Below are 19,786 nucleotides of genomic sequence, written 5' to 3' on the forward strand. Positions count from 1 at the left end.
ATGGTCCGCTAGGCCGAGAGGCTGTGTGAGAACGAAGAAGCGGCCAGCTATCTTATAAGAAGTCCGTCCCAGTCACCTGTTTCACATTTCATCGAGCAGCATCGGCACACCGACAATCGCCATCACCCGCTTCAGATTATATGCCAGGACGTGCAATGCCATCTCGGTGGCAACGTGCTTCAGTGTCTTCATTTTGAAGTGTGTGGCACCCATCCACGCCTTGATCGTCCCGAACGGGTGCTCGACGGTCTGGCACCGTAACGACATTCTGTTGGGATCATCGTCGAGCCGCTGTTGGACGCGCTCGATGATGCCTTCGTGCTCCCAGCGACGGACGCGGCGTTCCTTGCTGGGGGTGCAGCGGCCTTTGATGGGGCAGCTTCCGCAGGCATCAGTCCAGTACGAGTGCAGCGTTTTTCCGGCCTCGGCGTTCGTGAATCGGTACGTCAGTCGCTCGCCGGCCGGGCAGACATAGGCATTCTCGCGAGCCATGTAAGTGAAGTCGGCACGATCGAAGCGCCCATGGGCTGCGGCATTGGAGGTGTGCGGCTTGGGTACGGTGACCGGGATACCGGCCTCTTCGCACGCAACGATCTCCTCACCTTTGTAATAGCCCTTGTCTGCAATCGCTTCGATTTCATCGCTGGACATCTGTTCACGCGCTGCCCGTGCCATCATCGCCAGGGCGTCGCGATCGTAGCCGAGGTTCGTCACTTCATGCGCGACGATAAGGTGATGCTTCGTCTCGACGGCAGTTTGCACATTGTAGCCAACCACGCGGGGCTTTCTGCTCGTAGTCGCCATCGCACGCGCATCGGAATCGGTCAGCGAGACCTGCGTCTCGCCGCTGACGTCCATGCGCCGTTCGATCGCCTTCAAGGCATTAGACTCTCGCCGGCAGTAAGCCAACTTCTTGACTGCGCGAGCGAGGCGAGCTTCGGGAATCGACATTCCGGTCTTGCTCGCCACTTCGTCGGCACGGTCGAGTTCGACGAGATACCTGTCGATGAGCACGTCTATCTCGCCAAGGCGCCGCCTGAGCTTTTCCCGCGTGAAGTTCCTGGTTTTCGCATTGACGGCTTTGAACTTGCTCCCATCGATCGCGACGATGCTGGCGTCCAAAAGATCGAGGCCCCGGCAAAGGGCAACGAACTGTTGGCATACCTGGCGGATGGCTTGACCATTGTCGCGCCGGAAGTCGGCGATGGTCTTGAAATCGGGCGCCAGACGACCCGTAAGCCAGATCAGCTCCAGGTTCCTCCGGCACTCGCGCTCGAGGCCGCGTGAGGACTGCACCTGGTTGAGGTAGCCGTATATATAGATCTTGAGGATCGTCGCCGGATGGTAGCTCGGTCGGCCCGTCTCTTCCGGAACAATACCATCGAAGCCGAGTGCTGCGAGATCGAGCGCATCGACGAAAGCGTCGACCACGCGAACTGGATTGTCTTCGTTGACGTAGTCGTCGATCGTATCCGGCAGAAGCGTCGCCTGCGTGCGATCCGCACCCTCAATGAACCTCCCCATTCGTCCCTCCCGCTCTAGCTCGCGAGAATCGTACATCGGTTCGTCAGAATAGGCGCGTTTTCACACAGCCTCCCGAGAAAGCGGAAGTCGGCAGGGCCACTCAAACGCTAGCTCACTTGCCAGGCGACCACGTCCGGAGTTCTAAGGAATGTGTTGCAAAACCCGCGTGGCCTAGACCCAACCTCTGCACGTTGATTTTTGATCGACCGTTCTGGTGTGCCCCTCATTTCGGGGGGCAGCTTCAACGCAGCGGCGCCGACGCCCTGACGCTACCCGACGCTACCCGACGCTACGCTGTACACGCTCCAGCGGCATGCGGCGGAGATCGGCAGAGCAGCTTCGTGAGCCGCCTCAGGTTCTGTGCTGTCGCCGTGAGCAGCACCTCGTCCTTCGCACCCGACAGCCCCCGCAGACGCAGCCGATCGAGCCGGTGGATGCGCTTCATGTGGGCGAACCGCATCTCGACCTTTTTGCGCTCCCGGCGCGAGACCTCGAAGGCTTCGGTGTTGGCCAGCGCGCGGACCTGGTCGCGCACATCCTCGTCGATGTCGCGAGAGACCTTGCGGGCGACAGCCGTCGTACATTGGGGCTTGAGCTCACAGAAGGAGCAATCGTTCTTGCTCGCCCGGTAGGGGAGAATGCGCCCTTGATCGACGATGCCTGAATGCGTCAGCTCGGCGCCGGCCGGACAGATGTAGACATTCCTTTCGCGTTCGAACACGAACTCCTCCTTCGTGAAGCGGCCGCCGGTCTGCTTGGACTTGTCCCAGACGGGCACGTGCGGAGCGATGCCGCGATCCCAAAGCCACTTCAGAAGCTTTGCCGCGCCATAGGCGGTGTCGCCGGCGAGTCGCCGAGGCACCAGGCCGAAGCGGCGCTCGACGCGATCGATCATGGTCTCGGTGACGGCGATCTCGTCCGAGCGGTTGGCGCGAGTTCCCTCGGCGTCGACGATGATGCCGAGCTTGTTGTCGATGAGATAGTTCGCGTCGTAGGCGAAGAGCGGATCCACGCCCTTGCGCGATACCCATGCCGCCTGCGGATCAGTCAGCGATACTTCCTTCGGCAGTTTGGCTCTGCTGCCACCGCTCGAGCCGCCGCCATCTCCACCATTCCCCTCATCATCGCTATTTGCAGCATCGAGGGCCGCCAGATACGCACGCACCGCGCGGGAGGCTTCTTCCGGCGCCGGCCAGTTGATCGGCTGGTCTCCAGGAAGCCGCTTGTGCTTGTCGACGTCGGCCTTGATGAGGCTGGCGTCGATCGAGAACGCCTCGCCGCCGACGAGGCCCGCCACGATGCAGATCGTCACCACCCGCTCGAACACGCGGCGCAGGGCATCGCTCTGGCGGAAGCGCTCATGCCTGGCGCGTGAGAAGGCAGAATGATCGGGTATCTTGTCCTCGATGCCCAGCCTGCAATACCAGCGGTAGGCGAGGTTCACCTGCACCTCGCGACAGAGCATGCGCTCGGACCGAATGGCGAACACGTAGCCCACGATGAGCATCCGCATCATCAGCTCGGGATCGAGCGATGGGCGACCCGTGTGCGAGTAATACGGCGCCAGTTCTTTACGGATCCAGCCGAGGTCGAGCAAGGCGTCGATCTTGCGCACGAGGTGGTCCGGCGGCACCACGCCGTCGAGATTGAACGCGTAGAAGAACTGGCCTTGCCCGGACTTGCCTCGCCCCATCATCGCATGCCCCCGCCGATACTGCTGAGTGGACAACGGAATCACGGTTCGCCAGCGATCTCAACGGGAGTTCTGCAACACATTCCTAAGATAAACGGACCTTGGTGCTTTGCCCTTTGAGGCAGAAGCGAGTTCGCGATGAGGTATGGGCTGTCGCGTATGGAAAGACGCTCCTACAAGGACGCATTGATGGGTAACATATCGTTTAGTACCGTGTCTGATGAGCTTCTGACCTCACGCCTCAAGGGGTACAGGCACGTACGGGTTGGCGATCTCGCCAAAGAACTTAGCTCTCACGGCATCTGCATGTGAATCAACAACCTCGATGGCATCCTTAGGCAATTCGAATATGGCCCGGGAAAAGTCGTCCAGCGGAATTGGCGGTTGATATTGTCTTGGCTGCAGACGAGTTACGGCCGGCGGTCCAAGCAACAATCGAGCTTGGTTCGTGGCGGCTAGTGATTGAAGACGCATCGCCGCAAAAATTGAATCTGCCCACGCCAGCTTGCCACCGAAAATATGGCGTGTGGAGACGATGTATGGGTCTTCCCCGCAACTGATACTGAGCACATCGATTTGTTCGGTGGTGACTGTGAAGCATGTCAGCACTTCAATGACGGCGAGCATGATTGGATTGTTTGCCCAAACTCCCCCGTCCACTAGCTGGTAGCCACCATGACGAAAGGGCTGGAAATAGGTCGGGGCGGCAGAAGTCGCTAGACCAACGACCACCATCCTTTCGAAGCGATCATACTTATAATCCCTATGATGGGGTGTCTTGTATACGAAGACTTCGCTGTGCTTTCCGTCAAACGCTGGGATGCAAAGACGGGATTGGGAGTCCCCAAAAAGCTTTTCCCCCAACCGTGCAGACAAAAGACTTTCTAGTGCTTCTCTGTCGTAGAGATATGCAAACCAGTGACGCGTGCTGCGTCCGAGAGACCGTATCCGGCCGGCCAGAGATTGATCTCGCGCTGGGAAAATCTCCGATCCTTTTTCGACGTAGAGCCGCCTAAGATCGTCAGCGGACAGCCCTGCGCCCAGCCCAAGCGCCAGGATTCCCCCGGTTGACGTTCCGGCGATGAGGTCGAAGTATTGCGCCAATCGGTAGCCCTGTCCGAAGCGACGCTCAAGCTCTGCCAAGATGGTTGCGGGAAAAATGCCTCTAATCCCTCCGCCATCCAGAGATAAGATCCGAAAACGCCGAGTGCTCGGCCAAGGCTGTGGAATGCGGCGTTGTGGGATCGAGCCTGCAGAGCGAGGTCCTCCGGGTTTGAGCTCACCTGTTTGCATTGGGTCTCCCCCTCAGGTGGTTGTGGATGTCTGCCGCCGCCGCGCCAGATTCCTCCATCTACCCAATCTTCATGATAGATGAGCCATTTGATGATCATCGGAATCAAGACATCGGCGATCGAAAGTTCGGGCGTCCATTCATCTTGAAACGGATCGTATACGCATAGCCTTGGAAAAGCTTCGGGATGCCCCCAACGATATACATGCTGAGGCGGCTCGCCCGTTCCGCGCGGATCAGAACCAATCGCCGGATTTTGGACCGTAATTTCATCGTAGCGGTGTCCGAGCATAAAATTGTCGAAGTATTTGCGCGTTACCAGTTGAATACGGATGCGATAGGTTTGGCAGATTGGCGTAAGCGGCCCTTCCCAAACCGCCCACCAGCCCAGATCAAATATCAATCTAAAGGCAGGGAAGACGAGCTTCATGCGCTCGTCTTGGTCCCTAACGCTCAAATAGGCCACGGTCAGTCCCCATAGGGCGTGCTCTTGGGAATCGCTCGTGCGATGGCCGGTGTCGCCAAAGTGCCCAATGCTGGGACTGTGCCTGTGCCGGGGAGGTAAGACGCCTTATTCTCGAGACCGTCCTGGCGGAAACGGTCCACATATGCCGTTATCGCGTCACTGGCTGGTTTCTCGCCGAACAGCTTCTCTAGTACACCGCGCATTTCTGCCAATGGCAGTCCAGATTTAAGCTGAGAGAGTTCGCGAGCAAATTCCCGCAATTCGTAAATGAAAACTTGCTGATTTCCGAGATTGCCGGGCCATCGGTCTGTTAGAATGTCGTTCTCGCACGTTGGATTTACTTCGTGAATGAGTTGTTTCGCAGCGGCGACATTTTCAAGTCGCGAAACAATGGCGTCAATCTGATAAATGAGTTCGTCAGTCAGGCTGCGGCGGTGGCCTGTGTGAAGCCCAATAAAAAAAGTCATCAAGACCGACGGCGGCAAACGTAACGACTTATGTCGTCTGTCGTAGGCAACATTGCGCCAACGTTTGATGAGTTGGAGGCAAATTACCTGCCTTGACTTTCGGTATATCGGGAGCTGCTCAGGGACCGGAGCCGAGTCCGCTTTCAAACGGGGCAGACCTCTATCGTAATCAAGCGAACGCTTTTCGAAGAACTGGCCGAAAGCATCGTCGGACTGGACGCGTCCATTGAACCACGTCGCCAAACCGTGAGGATTGGCCAGCAGGCTTCTCTTCGCGACCGAGGGATCGCTCGGCTTCGAATGGAAGATGAGACTCGTTTTGGGGCCGAATTCGGCGAGACGGATGGAAGGCGTCACATCGAGGTGCATGCCATCGTAAGTGATTTGAGTACAACGGGTCATGCGCTCGGATTTGTCGTGATAACGGCTTCCGTCCTCTCCCGCGATCGCCCTATGTAACGTCGCAAGGGCTGTTTCAGGATCTATGGATCGCGGCCAGCGGATACAAGCCATTGCATCAAGATCGAAGTCTGACTTTCCAGAATGACCTGCGACAGTCGAGCCGGTTGAAAATCCGCCCTGCGGGTAGAACTCATCTACATATCCGTGCAACGGACTGTCGACCCGATCAATCCACTCGCTCATGACCCGGTAATGCTCGACGGCTGTCAGATATTCTGTTGGGCTCAGCTGCACGCGAACTGCAATGTCCGTCAGTAGAACATCGAGCGGGCTGTATCTTGATATTTCCTCGGTGAAAGGAGCATTCATTGCAAGCATCCTTTGGCGTCCACAAGACAATGTTGTGGCACGCAAAAATTGTTTTTTTGAATTTTTGAATAACTTTTGTGGTGATCGCGACGAGGGAGAATATCTGATTCGCGCGTTTGTTAGATTCGCATGCGGTCCCGATATTCTTTTGCATGATCGATCCGCGAGACCTCACTACCGCAGGAGTCGTCCCTCCAAGGGACGAGCACATCTGAGCTTTTTGCCGTCCCCTTAGCGGCCGAGATCTCAATCTTGATAAAGCCTGGATTCCGTTGAGCGTATTCAGATCACCACCATCATCGACGGCATGCTCCAAAAGCGGTCCTATTCCCTACTCGATGGATCGAGCAACCATCCGCCAGAGGAAGACAGAGCGGCCAGTTCGCTTCGAGCTGACCGATCAGACTCGACAGACTATCGAGTATATGCGTCTGACGGAGGGCAAGCCGGGCGAGTTCCTCTTCGCCGGGCGTGGCGACAGAGGCGGGCTGACAACGCGACAGTACGCGCGGCTGGTACTGAAGGGGGTCGCGAGCATTGGTCTCGATCTGGCAAAATTTTGCCCGCATTCGCTGCGGCGAACGAAGGCGTGCTCAACTACCGGCGAACAGGAAATCTCCGTGCGGTCCAACTCCCGCTTGGGCATTCCAAGATTGAAAGCACGGTCAGGTATCTCGGGCCGACGACGCGATCGAAATCGCTGAGAAGATCGATATCTGAGCGACTGACGCTCTACCACCGATATCGGACGTGGGCGGCGGCGCTCAACGTGTCGCCCGATCAGAACCATACGGCAGCTAATGGGACGAACCCGCCTCCGTGGCAACGTTGACTACGTGCCAAATGCGTCATCAACGAGCCTGGACGGCGTAAGCCGTTGTGGTGTCGAGGAGCGCTGCGAGCCACACCCATGGATGGTTCCCAAGGGATTGTAGAAACGCGGGGCGGGTGCGCCTTCTAAAATAATTCTTCCCGCGCTCACCGCAACCACACGCACATCCGCGACCGGACAATCTGACCCCGACTGACGTCTACTTCGGACGAGGACCTCGCATCCTCAAACGACGTGACGACATCAAGCGGCGCACCATCAAACAGAGACGCCGACAGCACTTCAACGCAGCAGCATAACCTTCAACCTGATGAGCCGAAAACTCTCTTGGATTAAACCCTCAACTGTCCCACATACCCTGACGGCGGACACCTGGCTCAGCGTGCGCACCTCGGATTTGTGCACTAAGGCCGACCACAAAAAGCTGCACATCTGCTGACTGAGCAATGGTCTCTTTAGGGACCATTGTCGAGACCTGCGCCTCGTGATTTCATTCTATGAATGACGATTACTTCTCATCTCATGGATTGCACTCTCAACGGACGCTGCGCTTGTGGCAGCATCCGCTACTCCATTGCGATGCCGGCGCGTGAAATCCTGCATTGTCATTGCACCATCTGCCGCCGCATCCACGGCGCGGTGTTCGCGTCCTTCGCATCTGTGCCACGGGATGCTGTCGACATAACGGCCGGACGCGAGTTTCTGACGGAATTTGCGAGTTCGCGGGATGTGCGCCGCTACTTCTGCCGTACTTGCGGCAGTCACTTGCTGATTGAAGATGATCGTACCCCTCAGTTTACTTGGTACTCGGTGGGTACATTGGACGGGGGACATCCAGGTCATTCAGAAAGCGTCGAACGGCACGTCTTCCTCGAATCGCGCGTGTCTTGGTTTCGATTTTCCGATCCGCAGGTTTGTGCCTCGCAGGTGCTCGCTGATCAACCGCCCTCACGCGCGAAAGGATGAACCTCATGACCAGCAAGAAGGCCGACAAATCGGAGGCTTGTCCTAATCAAGACCGTCGCCGCGTGCTGCAAGGCGCCGGAAAGGCCGTCATCGGGGGTGCGGCCTTAGCGGTCATGCCTCGCATCATGGGTGCTGCATCTCCAGCGACGGCTCAAACCAGCTTTACCGGGGAATCCATGATCGTGGCGACCTGGTCAGGCAACTACGACCGCTTGTTCCGTGAAGCGATCATCAAACCCTTCAACGCGCAATACGGGACAAAGCTAGATACGGTGGGGATTTGGGATCAATCGGTTTCGCAAATCGTTGCGGCGCCAGCCGATAATCCTCCGTTCGACGTCGTCATCGCCGAGGAAGCGCTGTCCGCACAGGGGTTAGCCGAGAAGATCTACCTTGAAGCCCACCACGAGAAATTGCCCAATCTCGAACGCGTCCATCCCTGGTTTTACGAACAGCGCACTCCGCATGCGAAGCCGTTTGGGGTGCCCTTCGGTGGGGGCAACCTTGCCATTCTGACGAATAAGTCGCTTGGATTAGAGCCCGCGAGCTGGCGCGATTTCTGGCGGCCAGAGGTGCAGCGGAAAATTACCCTCGATTCGGCCGGTTGGTGGTTCACGCTGGCGATTGCTGCAATGGTGTCGGACAAGCGCGCGGACGTGCAGGAATTGTACGATCCGACGCAATCCGAAGCGCTGTTTGAGGACCTCGATCACCTGAAAGTGGCAAAGTGGTATAAAGACGGCGCCGAGCAGACCTACCTCATGCTTGAGGAAGAGGCGCTCATGGCGATGGTCTACACGACGGATGCGTTGGCTTTAGTCAATAAAGCCGGAAACCGCTTTTCGCTGACGGCCGCGAAAGAGGGGGCTCCGGGCTGGACTGACTGGTTCTTCAAGGTCAGAGGTACGCACCACGCAGATCTCGCCGATCTCTTCTTGAACTATATTCTCTCGGTTGAAGTGCAAAACCGGTTCCTTCAGGGATCCCTTCAGTTTGTCTCACGTCCAGACGTCACTGTTCCACAGCACTGGAACGACTATCCGCACACGTCCGACGATTTCAATCGTAAGATCAAGTTGCTGACCATCGGTGGATGGGACAAGCTTTTGGCGAATTGGGAAGCCCTTGATCGGCGTTTCAAGGAAACGGTGATTAGAACATCCCAAAGTCGGTAATTCCAAACGCGTGCTGGCAATGGCAATGGTCGTAGATACTCCTCCCTGCCTTTCACTTCTCAATGTGACCAAGCGGTTTGGGAGTTTCACCGCCGTCGATAATGTCACGCTGGACGTAAAAAAGGGAGAGTTCCTCACGCTTCTCGGGCCAAGCGGTTCGGGTAAGACCACGCTCCAGCGCTTGATCGGAGGGTTTGAAGTACCGGAGAGAGGCCTGATCAAGATCGATGGCCATGTCGTCAATCTTGTACCGGCTTACATGCGCGATACGGCTACGGTCTTTCAGACCGGCGCATTATTTCCGCACAAGACCGTAGCCGGAAATCTTGCCTATGGCATGCGTGTCCGAGGTGTTGCCAAGTCCGAGATAGAAGCTCGTATCGCTAAAGCTCTTTCGCTCGTCAGCCTGGATAACCTTCAAAACCGCTATCCGCATGAACTTTCAGGCGGTCAAAAGCAGCGGATAGCGCTGGCCCGCGCGCTTGTGATCGAACCAGCGGTGCTGCTGTTCGACGAACCATTAAGCGCTCTGGATCTGAGTCTCAGGCTGCAGTTGCGTACCGAGATCAAGAGACTGCACAAAGAACTCGGATTTACAGCGGTCTTTGTCACTCACGATCAAAGCGAGGCGATGGCCTTGTCGGATCGCATCGCGGTTCTGAATAAAGGAGCTGTCGAGCAGATCGATACACCCGAATCGCTATTTCGATCGCCCGCCAGCGCGTTCGTCTTCAGGTCTCTGGGCGAAGCATGCTGTTTGACTCTGAACGGGCATTCTGGCGGCTACGTCGGGCCCGAGGGTCAGGCCGTTGCGGTCGAGCTTTCCAGGCCTCCAGGAAAGCAATCCTTCTGCATCTACCTTCGTCCCAGCAAGCTTCGCGTCGGCGAGGATGGGCAGTGCTGTAGCAACCGCATTGCAGGGCGTCTGGCGGAGGTCGAGTTCTTAGGGGAGCACCGCAGGGCGCACCTCGATGTCGCCGGACAGCGCTTGTTCGCAGACGTCCATGACGACTTCGATTACCCCATCGGCGCCGAAGTCACTATCGGCTGGAGGTGCGAAGATGCTCGAATCTACTAGCTCACCTTCAAGTGCCGACGAAGTTCGCACGCGGCTGAAGATCCAATCCCCAAACATTGGGCCCCTCATGCTCGCGGCACCGGCGGCGTCCATCATAGGTGTATTCTTTGCTATGCCAGCGCTCGTCATGCTGCGTATGAGCTTCAATCGCCACGCCGACGGACGGATCTATATTCCGGATTGGACACTTGCAAATTACGTCCGGCTGATCTCCGATCCCTTCTACGTCTCGTCGATCGCTTACACGAGCGTTCTTGCGGCCACGGTCGCAGTCGTTACGGTTGTCCTGGCCTATCCATACAGCCTTTGTATTTGGCGTAGTGGCTCGACGCGGCGCGTATTGCTGATGGGCCTGGCGCTTCTGCCGCTACTGATATCCGAAGTCTCGACAATTGTCGGCTGGCAGCTATTCTTTCCCCGAAGCGGCTTTCTGTCGGCCCTCTTGAGCGGCCTCGGCATCGCGCAAGGCCGATTCAGCTTGATGTTCACTTTCACGGCCGCCGTACTCGGAGTGACCTACATCACTCTTCCATTTGCCATCTGGATCCTGGTCAGTACGCTCGACCGTCTCGATCGGCGGCTCATCGAAGCCAGTGCAGATCTCGGCGCCCCGCCTGCAATGACATTTCGCGAAGTATTGTTGCCTCTTACCAAGGGAGGCATCCTCGTTGCCTTCGCGCAAGCCTTCATTTGGGCGATGGGGACTTACGCGACGCCGAGCGCGCTTGGCCCGGATTGGTTGTGGACTATCGGCCTCGAAACATATCGTCAGATGAACTCATGGCAAAACTGGCCTTTCGCTTCCGCCCTGACATTCCTGCTGGCGTCTTCGATTACTGCAATCATGCTGCTGCTTCGCGTGGCCGGCCCGCGGCAGGGAAAATACCATGCGTAACACTCAATGGACGGCTTTCGCTAGATGGCAGGCTGAACCGCTCGGCAGCCTGAACGCTGCCGTCGTGGCGACGGTCGTTATCTTCATTGCGATCCCAGTCGTTCTGACCGTCATCATGGGGTTCAACGACGGAGACTTTTTGAGCTTTCCGATCGAAGCGTTTTCGGTTCGGTGGTTTGCTGAATTCTTGGATAGTCCGGCCTGGACGCAGGCACTCGTCAACAGCCTGCTGATTGCGTGCGGGGCTGCGATCGTATCGACGATCTCAGGGACCTTGGTGGCCTATGCCTTCGTGCTGATAAGGCCGGCGCGAATTTGGTACATGCTGTTGTTGCTGCCGCTGTTCATGCCGGGTGTAGTGCTAGCTCTGGGGATTGCCATCAGTGTCGGGCAGGTTGAACTTCTGGGGTTCAGATTGCACGGGTCACGGCTCTTGCTGATTCTGGCCCACTCGTTGTGGGGCACACCACTGGTGTTCTTGGTTATGGAGTCAGTGTTCCAGATGTTGGACCGGCGCATCTTAGAAGCTTCTGCCGATCTTGGCGCTTCGCCGATAAGAACGTTCTTCGAAATGACTCTCCCATTGGTAGCGACCGGCCTCGCGTCGAGCACGGTGTTCGCATTCGTGATTTCTCTCAACGAATTCGTCATGGCGTTATTTCTGACGACGCGTGACACACAAACTCTGCCGGTGCTCATGTGGTTGTCGCTTCGATCGGCGGGCACGCCGCTCATCGCAGTAGCTGCGATTGTTCTGGTCTCGTGCGTTATCGCTTCTCTTCTCGTGCTGTTGCTGTGTCAAGTTCTTAAAAGGAGACAGGCGTCGTGAGCGCAATAAATCGATTTGGGAATCCGCAATGGATCAATGATATCGGTAGCGCGACCTCGGCGGTCGGCACGGATCAGTTTTACGAGCGGCTGCTAGACGTCGTCGCCGGTGTCGTCTCTAACGACAAGTGCATGGTGGTGCGGTATTCGCGCTACTCAGCCCCACAGTGCCTAACCTACCGCAACTACTCGGACGCCGTTATAGAACTTTGGCTTTCCGGTTACTACCGGTTCGACCCGTTCTATGGTTATTGGCGGGAGCGCGAACAGGTTGGCGTCTGCACTCTGGAAGCTTGCAATCCCTTCGCGCGACGCAGCGGTGCATTTTGGCAATTCTTCCTCCGGCAAGCGCGAATCGCAGACGAAATCGCCGTTTTTCTGCCCGCCGTTGGCCGCTCTTCCATAGCTCTGTTCGTGGAACGAGCGCGCGGTCGCTTCACCGAGAAGGAACTCTCAGTGATTCAATCGGTCTACCCCGTGTTGGCCGGCCTTCATCGAGCTCACGTCGCACAGGTGTTTGCTTCGCTTGGGATGCAAGACGGAGGTCTCGACCGCGTTAAGCTCGCGCCCTGTCTGCTGTTGGTCGATCGCTCCGGCCGGCGCGTATACGAAACGGAAGCCTGGAAGCGGTTCGAAACGAGCCATCACGAATTGAAGAATGCGTTTGCCGAAATTGAGAGCGGTCGACGGCAGCAAGTCTCGCTCGGCGCCGGGACAATTCTTCAGGCGGACATACTTCCGGTCGACTTTCCGCTCGCGCCGGCAGGCACGCTCTTTACCATTGAGCAAGGAGGCCTCGATCCGGTCCGCCAGAGGTTCGATGTCGCGGTGGATAAATTCTGCGCGGGTCGGCTGACGAAACGGGAGTCGCAGATCTTCAAATTGATTATGGCTGGATTTACCAACGAGGCGGTGGCAAAGCGGCTTGGCATCGGTACGGGGACCGTAAAAAACCATCGAAAAAGGCTTTACTTCAAGCTCGACATTACGACCGAACGCGAGCTTTTTACGATGTTTCTAGAATCGCTTCTTGAAAGCACCGACCACATTGCCATTCGGCAGAGTGAGACAGCCGAAAGTGCTTTGTCAAACGTCGTCCCGTACCCTCCGAGGGTTGCCCGGAGGCGGAGCGCCGATGGCGCTCAAGGATCTTCAAAAGATCGGTGACGATGCGATGCCTAACTCAGTCCCCCTTTTGCGAGACACCGCGGGGGACAGCCGTGGCAGTCGTGAGAGTGCATGAACATGTCTACCTTGCAGACTTACGCTGTGCTGTTGCTTGCGGTGGCAATCGAGGTCGTAGCAACGTCCGCGTTGAAGGCTTCGAATTCGATGACACGGTTGCTGCCAAGCGTCATTTCGCTCTTTGGCTACGCAATCGCATTCTATCTTCTCTCGGTAACGATGCGTACGGTGCCGGTCGGCATCGCATATGCACTGTGGGCCGGCATCGGTGTCGTTTTGATATCCGCGATAGGTTGGCTTTGGTTTGGTCAACGCCTGGATTTTCCGGCGATGATCGGGATCGCTCTCATCGCAGCTGGTGTCATAACGGTGAACGTCTTTTCCAATTCCACGGGGCAGTGAATGTCCGAATTCGCGCAAGGCGCCGCGCAAAAAAGGCGATCAAACCGGAGTGTGGCGCGGAACTGAGGTCGCCCTGCTGTTGGGAGGCCTCGTTCGCGGCGCTCATCGGCTCCATGCGCATGACCGCTACCGTTGAGAGCAACGCGCGGTCGAAGATACGAGGGAATGGAAATGTCGAAGACGATAGCCTTCTTTCCTGAAGCGGCCTACGGCCCCGCGTTGAACTCGGTCGGCATCGCACAGGCCGTCGAGGCGCTCGGGCACAAGGCCGTGTTTCTGTCCGATCCCGGCTTCGTCGAGGTCTACCAGGAGTATGGCTTCGAGGCGCATCCGGTGAACCTTTCCCAGCCTATGCCGCCCGAGCAGATGGCTAAGTTCTGGGAGGACTTCATCAACGGGCACATCCCGAACTTCAGGAAGTCGCCCTACGATCAGATCGACAACTACGTGAAAGATTGCTGGACGGCGATCGTGGACAGCGCCAAGTGGGCGCAACAGGATCTGCCCGTAGTTCTTGGCAAGATTCAGCCCGATCTCATCTGCGTCGATAACGTCATTCTCTTTCCGGCCATCAAGCAGCTCGGCAAGCCCTGGGTACGCATCATCTCGTGCTCGGAGAACGAGATCGAGGATTCGGCCATTCCGCCGCATCTCTCCGGCTGCGGGGAGATTGACACCGCCTGTCATGCGCGTTTCCGCGACCGCTTCAACGAAGTGATCAAGCCGATTCACGACGACTTCAATGCGTTCCTCGCCACAGCCGGCGAGGCGCCTTATCCGATCGGCCAGTTCTTCGAGGCCTCGCCCTATATGAACCTCCTGCTCTATCCAGAGCCGGCGAAGTTCAACCGTGCCCACCCGCTCTCACCGAGCCTGTTCCAGTATCTCGAAGGGTGCGTGCGCAAAGAGAAACCGTACGAGGTGCCGACGTTCGCCGCCAACAACGACAAGCCGCTGCTTTACGTCTCATTCGGCAGCCTTGGCGCCGGCGACACCGATCTCCTGAAGCGCATCATCGCGACGGTGGCGAAGCTGCCCTATAAGGCGCTCGTCAACGTCGGCGGCTACAAGGAGCAGTATTCGGACGCCCCGCCGAACGTCATCATCGAGCCGTGGTTCCCACAACCCTCGGTCATTCCGCAGGTCGATGCCGTCATCCATCACGGGGGCAATAACTCGTTCACGGAGTGCCTCTATTTCGGCAAGCCGGCGATCATCATGCCCTACGTGTGGGACGGGCACGACAACGCGACGCGCATCGAGGAGACGGGGCACGGCTTCAAGATGCCACGCTACGACTGGTCGGATTCCGATCTCGCGGCGAAGCTCGATGCCTGCATCAACGATCCGGCGATCAAGGCGAAGCTCGTGGCGACCAGCGCGCACATGCAGGCGCGCAACGGGCCTGAGAAGGCCGCCGGCATCCTCAACACCTTACTGGAGAAGGGCCGTTACGATGCCTGAGGCGAATTCGCAGTCGGCGCCGCGCCTCTACCAGGCGTCGACGCGCACCGATCTCGTCGACTGGGGTGTCCAGCCGGACGCGCTCGAAGGCACATCGCGTTCGAGCGGACGGCTCTTTCACAAGGGGCCGGACAATCGGCCCGAATGCGGCATCTGGGTGTGCACGCCGGGACGCTGGCGGCTCTCGATCCCGCGTGACGAGCTTTGCCACTTCGTCGCCGGTCGCGCGACCTACCTCAGCGAGGCCGGCGAGACGATCCAGATCGAGCCCGGCACCGTGGTGCTGTTCCCGGCCGGATGGACCGGCGAATGCACTGTCCTCGAAACCATGCGCAACGTCTACATGCTCTCCTGACCGGAGAGCGAAGAAGACAAAGAAGACAAAGAAGACAAAAAGGACAACACGCAATGACCACTCCAGTTATCCGCAAATCCCTCGACGTGACCGGCCTCGTCGACTGGGGCGTCATCCCGACCATGATCGAGGGAGAGTCGCGGACAGCCGGCAAGCTGCTGCACAAGGGCCCGGAAGGCCGCTCGGAATGCGGCATCTGGACCTGCACGCCGGGGATGTGGGAGTGCCACGTCACCCGCGACGAGTTCTGTCACTTCCTGGCCGGGCGCTGCACCTACGTGCACGAGACCGGCGAGGTGATTGAGATCGAGCCGGACACGGCCGCTTTCTTCCCGCAGGACTGGAAGGGCGTCTGCACCGTCCACGAGGCGGTACGCAAGGTCTACATGATCCGCTGATGGCGTCGTTCGATCCTTCCATGACCGACACGACGGTTCACCGGCGCACCTCTTTTCTGTTGAGGCACAGTTATAACCCGGATGTCGCGCGACCTCTGGCCGGCGACGCTTCGAGCCGACGCTATTGGCGCCTGGCGGATCATGGGCTCCTGCTGATGGAAGAGGTTCCAGGCAGTCCCAACCTCCAGCGGTTCACCGAAATTAGCTGTTATCTGAGAGCAATCGGTCTTTCGGCACCGCACGTTCGGGTAAGCAGCTTCGACGATGGTTTGGCGCTCGTTGAGGATTTTGGCGTTCAGACTTTCACGCGGCTTATTGCCGAAGGGCATGCCGAAGATCGGCTCTACGCACTTGCGGTCGATGCCCTTGCGCACTTGCACGAAAGTGTAGATCCCCGCTGCCCGGATTTGCCCTCTTACGATTGGGGGCCGCTTTCTGAAGAATTGCAGATGTTCACTCGCTGGTATGCGCCGCAATGTCACACAAACATCGACAACAACGAAGACTTTGAGTGTGCTTTTCTCTCGGAATGGCGGCGGGTATTGCAACAGGTCTCGGCCCGGCGCGACACGCTCGTATTGCGTGATTTTCACGTCGATAATCTGATGGTGATAAACGGCAGATCGGGCGTTGCCGCGTGCGGCCTACTCGATTTCCAAGACGCTCTCATCGGCTCTACAGCCTACGATCTCGTGTCGCTGACGCAAGACGCGCGAAGAGACTTAGCACCGGGTCTCGAAGACGCTTTGATCGATCGCTACCTCAGCAAACGGCCGAATCACGATCGAGCAAATTGGCTGGCCGATTACCGGCTGCTTGCCGCTCATCGTCATACGAAAATACTCGGAAACTTCGAACGTTTATCGAAGCGCGACGGAAAGCACGGATATCTCGCGTATATCCCTCGAGTTCAACACCAACTCGTCGATGCGCTCGATCAGGCAGAGCTTCGCGAAATCCGCAGCCTCATGGACAAATATCTTCCTGGTTGGTCGACGCACCGTCCGCGCCCGCTTGGGGGCAGTGCGAATGTTCGGAAAGAAGCCACGAGATGAAACAGTTCGATATGTACCATCCGGTGTATTTCGCCGGCGGCGCCTACCGTGACGCTGCCGGCGCAGTCCGCAAAATCATTGATCCCGCCACATTGCAAGACGTCGGCGCGGCTGCTGAGACGACGGCACAGGAACGAGAGAGCGTGCTGGACATGGCGATCAGTGCGCAGAAAGTCTGGGCGAAACTCGACGCAAAGTCGCGATCGAAAATTCTTCATCGCATCGCAGGCCGCATCGAAACGACCGATATGCGCCGATGCGCCGAAACCATGTCGCGAGAGATGGGAAAACCATATCCTGAAGCAATCGGCGAATTGGCCAACTGCGCGGGGGCGTTTCGCTACTTTGCCGAAATGGCGCGGGATGAAGCAGGAAAGGTGGCTGGGACGACGCAGCGCGGCTCCTTCCAGTATGTCCGCTACGAGCCGCTTGGAGTTTCCGTCCATATCATGCCGTTCAATTTTCCGATCCTTCTGATGTGCTGGACGGTGGCGGCATCACTCGCGAGCGGCAACGGCTGCATCATCAAGCCAGCGCTCGAGACGACGCTTTCAACGCTCATTTTCATGGAGGTCTTTGCGGACCTGCCTGACGGATTGATCGCGTGTCTGCCGGGCGGAGCGGCTACAGCGCGAGAGCTCATTCAGTCGCCGAAAACCCATGCGGTGGCTTTCACAGGATCCGTTGAGGCCGGGAAAGCCGTCGCCGTCGCCGCGGCCGCCCAGATGAAGCCTGCGGTCATCGAGGCTGGCGGTTCCGATCCCATGATTATTTCGGAACATGCTCCGATTTCGGTGGCAGCCGCAGGCGCCGCAACTGCGGCCTTTCACATGTCGGGACAGGTCTGCACCTCGGCGGAGCGCATATTCGTCGTCGATTCCGTCCATGATCGCTTCATCGAGCAGTTCGTCTCAGAGACGAGAAAGCTCAGAATCGGAACCGGTCTCTCGAAGGCGGAGATCGGGCCGCTTGTCTCAAAATCAGCGCGCGACAAAGTCATCCGCCTGGTCGAGGATGCCAAAGCCAAAGGCGCGGTCGCGGTGCTAGGCGGCAAAATCCCCGATAGCACGCCGGTCGGTTGGTTCTATGAGCCAACCATTCTTACGCGCTGCACGCTTGAAATGGCTGTCATGCAGGAGGAATGTTTTGGTCCGGTTGCCGCCGTTCGCCGCGTGAAGGACTTCGACGAGGCAATCACCATGGCGAACGATAGCGAGTTCGGCCTTGGCGCTTCGGTTTTCACCACTTCCCTGGACGAAGCCATGCGAGCTGCTGAAATGCTTGAGGCGGGCATGGTTTGGATCAACAATCCTCTGATCGACAATGACGCGCTCCCTTTCGGCGGCTGGAAAAGATCCGGCATCGGCCGTGAGCTCTCGCGCTTCGGTCTCGACGCATTCCGTCGATCCAAAATGGTGATTATCGATCACGAGCCGGTACGCCAGGATTGGTGGTATCCCTACCCCGACGATTGGTTCTACGACGCCGGCGGACGAAAGCATGCTTGAGCGCATTCAAGGCGCCTCAGACCGTTAGGCAGCAAAACAGGACAGTCCGAATGATTATCACGCTTTTGGGTGGCGCTGGATTGATGGGCGCCGGCATCGTACGCGACTTGCTCTCGGATCGCGCGATCATAGATATCGCGGCTATTAGGATTTGCGATTCCGCGCGTGAGCGAATGGAGCAACTGTCAGACGACCTCAAAGATGTGCGCATTTCGTTGGTCGATCTCGATGCAGCCGATGCTGAAGGGCTAAAGGCGGCGATTTCGGGTTCGGACATGTGCATAAATTGTGTGCCGACGCTGCTCGGCTTTCAGATGACCATATTCGAGGCTGCACTTGCTGCTAAAGTTCCTTACATAGATCTCGGCGGCCTTGGAACCTACACGGTCAAGCAGTTAGCAGAGCATGAGCGCTTTAAGGCTGCGGGCGTCACTGCGGTCATCGGCGTCGGTGCTGATCCAGGGATGTCGAATGTCCTTTGCCGCGCCGTGGCCGACGAATTCGATGAAATCGACTCGATCAAACTCTATTGGGCCGCGGAATTTCTCGGCGAGGAATCTCCGGTTCTAATACCGCCCTATAGTGTATCGACCGTGTTGGCTGAATACGCACACGAGAGCACGCAATTCTACAATGGCCAGCACGTAACCTGCGCACCGATGAGCGGCCGCGAGATCCTTGAACTGCCTGAACCGTGGGGTCGATGCGAGTTCATGCACTCGTCTCACTCGGAACAGCTCACTGTGCCGCTCGCGGACGGTTTTAAGGAGAAGGGTATCAAGGAATTTTCGTGGAAACTGCACTTGCCTCATCGGGAACATGAGATTTGGGTTGGCCTGGTAAAGGCGGGCTTCGGTGATTTCAACGACACGGTAGAGATCAACGGTGCGATAGTTAGGCCCCTCGATGTTTTGAACAAGGTCATCGATCGCAACATCAAGAAAAACGCCAATCGGATTCCAGTGCGGAACAGCTATGACGTCCACTTTGCAATCGGCACCGGGCGCAAGGACGGCGTTGAGAAAGCACTGAAAGCGGAAGTGGTCGTCAAGCCGAACGCCATGTACGCTCCCTACGTTGACGCCTGCACATCGATGAACGCATCCATCGCTGCCCAGCTCATTCTTTCGGCTCCCATGAAGCCCGGCGTGTGGGCGCCCGAGGAATACTTCGATGTTCCGAAATACTTCAACGAACTCCAGAAGCGAGAGTTCCTGGTATCAAAAACCGCTTGTTGTTGAGGGATGTTTCGGAGCCTGCGCCGAGAGGTTTGGCCAAGTCATCGTAATCGGCGCCCTGCAATAAAATAAGGACTTTGCAAGACAGTCAATGCGCGACCGAATATTGGCGCACGTGACGTCGGCAGGACCATCCATTCAAACAGTCCAACGACGAAGAGACCGAAGGCGCGTTGTCCACGTTCAGTCTTTTTC

General features: G+C 57.6%; 18 protein-coding genes. 13 read left to right on the top strand and 5 right to left on the bottom strand.

Features of this window, described 5'->3' with window-relative positions; translation table 11 throughout:
• Positions 1–81: 81 nt before the first annotated feature.
• From ACLB1Z_RS07330 to ACLB1Z_RS07345, 4 genes are all read right to left on the bottom strand, one after another.
• On the bottom strand, positions 82–1,524 hold the full coding sequence (locus ACLB1Z_RS07330) for an IS1182 family transposase (RefSeq protein ID WP_409562713.1): 1,443 nt from the start codon (positions 1,522–1,524) through the stop codon (positions 82–84).
• Between the two features lie 289 nt (positions 1,525–1,813).
• The gene (locus tag ACLB1Z_RS07335; protein WP_409562714.1) at positions 1,814–3,220 is read right to left on the bottom strand and encodes an IS1182 family transposase; all 1,407 of its coding nucleotides are present in this window, start codon (positions 3,218–3,220) and stop codon (positions 1,814–1,816) included.
• Between the two features lie 231 nt (positions 3,221–3,451).
• Entirely contained in the window at positions 3,452–4,510 is a 1,059-nt protein-coding gene (locus tag ACLB1Z_RS07340) for a CBASS cGAMP-activated phospholipase (RefSeq protein ID WP_409562715.1), read from the bottom strand.
• Positions 4,511–4,976: 466 nt separating this feature from the next.
• A complete protein-coding gene (locus tag ACLB1Z_RS07345) occupies positions 4,977–6,212 on the bottom strand; it encodes a nucleotidyltransferase (RefSeq protein ID WP_409562716.1) in 1,236 nt (411 codons plus the stop codon).
• Between the two features lie 1,333 nt (positions 6,213–7,545).
• Here ACLB1Z_RS07345 and ACLB1Z_RS07350 point away from each other — a divergent pair.
• The 5 genes from ACLB1Z_RS07350 to ACLB1Z_RS07370 are packed head-to-tail and all read left to right on the top strand — an operon-like array spanning position 7,546 to position 11,987.
• Positions 7,546–8,010, top strand: a complete 465-nt coding sequence (locus ACLB1Z_RS07350) for a GFA family protein (protein ID WP_409562717.1) — start codon at positions 7,546–7,548, stop codon at positions 8,008–8,010.
• Positions 8,011–8,015: 5 nt separating this feature from the next.
• The gene (locus ACLB1Z_RS07355; protein WP_409562718.1) at positions 8,016–9,185 is read left to right on the top strand and encodes a PotD/PotF family extracellular solute-binding protein; all 1,170 of its coding nucleotides are present in this window, start codon (positions 8,016–8,018) and stop codon (positions 9,183–9,185) included.
• A gap of 19 nt (positions 9,186–9,204) precedes the next feature.
• Positions 9,205–10,263, top strand: coding sequence for an ABC transporter ATP-binding protein (locus ACLB1Z_RS07360; protein WP_409562719.1), 1,059 nt, complete (start codon positions 9,205–9,207; stop codon positions 10,261–10,263).
• A complete protein-coding gene (locus ACLB1Z_RS07365; RefSeq protein WP_409562720.1) occupies positions 10,247–11,158 on the top strand; it encodes an ABC transporter permease in 912 nt (303 codons plus the stop codon). Before ACLB1Z_RS07360 ends, ACLB1Z_RS07365 begins: the two co-directional genes overlap by 17 nt.
• On the top strand, positions 11,151–11,987 hold the full coding sequence (locus ACLB1Z_RS07370; RefSeq protein ID WP_409562721.1) for an ABC transporter permease: 837 nt from the start codon (positions 11,151–11,153) through the stop codon (positions 11,985–11,987). The genes ACLB1Z_RS07365 and ACLB1Z_RS07370 overlap by 8 nt, the downstream gene beginning before the upstream one ends.
• A gap of 452 nt (positions 11,988–12,439) precedes the next feature.
• On the opposite strand, the gene ACLB1Z_RS07375 is transcribed toward ACLB1Z_RS07370, so the two are convergent.
• Positions 12,440–12,943 (bottom strand): hypothetical protein, encoded by a 504-nt coding sequence (locus ACLB1Z_RS07375; RefSeq protein ID WP_409563329.1) that lies wholly within the window; start codon positions 12,941–12,943, stop codon positions 12,440–12,442.
• Between ACLB1Z_RS07375 and ACLB1Z_RS07380 the strand changes: the two genes are divergently transcribed.
• The 8 genes from ACLB1Z_RS07380 (at position 12,875) to ACLB1Z_RS07415 (ending at position 19,594) form a co-directional block, all read left to right on the top strand.
• Complete coding sequence (locus ACLB1Z_RS07380; RefSeq protein ID WP_409563239.1) at positions 12,875–13,153, top strand: LuxR C-terminal-related transcriptional regulator; 279 nt, start codon at positions 12,875–12,877, stop codon at positions 13,151–13,153. The two genes, ACLB1Z_RS07375 and ACLB1Z_RS07380, sit on opposite strands and share 69 nt — an antisense overlap.
• A gap of 78 nt (positions 13,154–13,231) precedes the next feature.
• On the top strand, positions 13,232–13,573 hold the full coding sequence (locus ACLB1Z_RS07385) for a DMT family transporter (protein ID WP_409562722.1): 342 nt from the start codon (positions 13,232–13,234) through the stop codon (positions 13,571–13,573).
• Between the two features lie 165 nt (positions 13,574–13,738).
• Positions 13,739–15,037, top strand: a complete 1,299-nt coding sequence (locus tag ACLB1Z_RS07390) for a glycosyltransferase (RefSeq protein ID WP_409562723.1) — start codon at positions 13,739–13,741, stop codon at positions 15,035–15,037.
• The gene (locus tag ACLB1Z_RS07395) at positions 15,030–15,392 is read left to right on the top strand and encodes a cupin domain-containing protein (protein ID WP_409562724.1); all 363 of its coding nucleotides are present in this window, start codon (positions 15,030–15,032) and stop codon (positions 15,390–15,392) included. The genes ACLB1Z_RS07390 and ACLB1Z_RS07395 overlap by 8 nt, the downstream gene beginning before the upstream one ends.
• Positions 15,393–15,445: 53 nt before the next feature.
• On the top strand, positions 15,446–15,790 hold the full coding sequence (locus tag ACLB1Z_RS07400) for a cupin domain-containing protein (RefSeq protein WP_409562725.1): 345 nt from the start codon (positions 15,446–15,448) through the stop codon (positions 15,788–15,790).
• 20 nt (positions 15,791–15,810) lie between these two features.
• Positions 15,811–16,845 carry an aminoglycoside phosphotransferase family protein gene (locus tag ACLB1Z_RS07405; RefSeq protein ID WP_409562726.1) on the top strand — a complete coding sequence of 345 codons (1,035 nt, stop codon included), beginning with the start codon at positions 15,811–15,813 and terminating at the stop codon, positions 16,843–16,845.
• Positions 16,842–18,353: an aldehyde dehydrogenase family protein gene (locus ACLB1Z_RS07410; protein ID WP_409562727.1), complete on the top strand. Its 1,512-nt coding sequence runs from the start codon at positions 16,842–16,844 to the stop codon at positions 18,351–18,353. The genes ACLB1Z_RS07405 and ACLB1Z_RS07410 overlap by 4 nt, the downstream gene beginning before the upstream one ends.
• A gap of 50 nt (positions 18,354–18,403) precedes the next feature.
• The gene (locus tag ACLB1Z_RS07415; protein ID WP_409562728.1) at positions 18,404–19,594 is read left to right on the top strand and encodes a saccharopine dehydrogenase family protein; all 1,191 of its coding nucleotides are present in this window, start codon (positions 18,404–18,406) and stop codon (positions 19,592–19,594) included.
• Positions 19,595–19,786: the final 192 nt, after the last annotated feature.

Origin of the sequence: Hyphomicrobium sp. MC8b, from assembly GCF_905067615.1 — a bacterium.
GTDB lineage: Bacteria > Pseudomonadota > Alphaproteobacteria > Rhizobiales > Hyphomicrobiaceae > Hyphomicrobium_B.

Bases quoted from the DNA above. Each gene is read 5' to 3' on its own strand.
- ACLB1Z_RS07330 (WP_409562713.1), bottom strand. From the start codon at position 1,524: ATGGGGAGGTTCATTGAGGGTGCGGATCGCACGCAGGCGACGCTTCTG.
- ACLB1Z_RS07335 (WP_409562714.1), bottom strand. From the start codon at position 3,220: ATGATGGGGCGAGGCAAGTCCGGGCAAGGCCAGTTCTTCTACGCGTTC.
- ACLB1Z_RS07340 (WP_409562715.1), bottom strand. From the start codon at position 4,510: ATGCAAACAGGTGAGCTCAAACCCGGAGGACCTCGCTCTGCAGGCTCG.
- ACLB1Z_RS07345 (WP_409562716.1), bottom strand. From the start codon at position 6,212: ATGAATGCTCCTTTCACCGAGGAAATATCAAGATACAGCCCGCTCGAT.
- ACLB1Z_RS07350 (WP_409562717.1), top strand. From the start codon at position 7,546: ATGACGATTACTTCTCATCTCATGGATTGCACTCTCAACGGACGCTGC.
- ACLB1Z_RS07355 (WP_409562718.1), top strand. From the start codon at position 8,016: ATGACCAGCAAGAAGGCCGACAAATCGGAGGCTTGTCCTAATCAAGAC.
- ACLB1Z_RS07360 (WP_409562719.1), top strand. From the start codon at position 9,205: ATGGCAATGGTCGTAGATACTCCTCCCTGCCTTTCACTTCTCAATGTG.
- ACLB1Z_RS07365 (WP_409562720.1), top strand. From the start codon at position 10,247: ATGCTCGAATCTACTAGCTCACCTTCAAGTGCCGACGAAGTTCGCACG.
- ACLB1Z_RS07370 (WP_409562721.1), top strand. From the start codon at position 11,151: ATGCGTAACACTCAATGGACGGCTTTCGCTAGATGGCAGGCTGAACCG.
- ACLB1Z_RS07380 (WP_409563239.1), top strand. From the start codon at position 12,875: ATGGCTGGATTTACCAACGAGGCGGTGGCAAAGCGGCTTGGCATCGGT.
- ACLB1Z_RS07375 (WP_409563329.1), bottom strand. From the start codon at position 12,943: ATGGTTTTTTACGGTCCCCGTACCGATGCCAAGCCGCTTTGCCACCGC.
- ACLB1Z_RS07385 (WP_409562722.1), top strand. From the start codon at position 13,232: ATGTCTACCTTGCAGACTTACGCTGTGCTGTTGCTTGCGGTGGCAATC.
- ACLB1Z_RS07390 (WP_409562723.1), top strand. From the start codon at position 13,739: ATGGAAATGTCGAAGACGATAGCCTTCTTTCCTGAAGCGGCCTACGGC.
- ACLB1Z_RS07395 (WP_409562724.1), top strand. From the start codon at position 15,030: ATGCCTGAGGCGAATTCGCAGTCGGCGCCGCGCCTCTACCAGGCGTCG.
- ACLB1Z_RS07400 (WP_409562725.1), top strand. From the start codon at position 15,446: ATGACCACTCCAGTTATCCGCAAATCCCTCGACGTGACCGGCCTCGTC.
- ACLB1Z_RS07405 (WP_409562726.1), top strand. From the start codon at position 15,811: ATGACCGACACGACGGTTCACCGGCGCACCTCTTTTCTGTTGAGGCAC.
- ACLB1Z_RS07410 (WP_409562727.1), top strand. From the start codon at position 16,842: ATGAAACAGTTCGATATGTACCATCCGGTGTATTTCGCCGGCGGCGCC.
- ACLB1Z_RS07415 (WP_409562728.1), top strand. From the start codon at position 18,404: ATGATTATCACGCTTTTGGGTGGCGCTGGATTGATGGGCGCCGGCATC.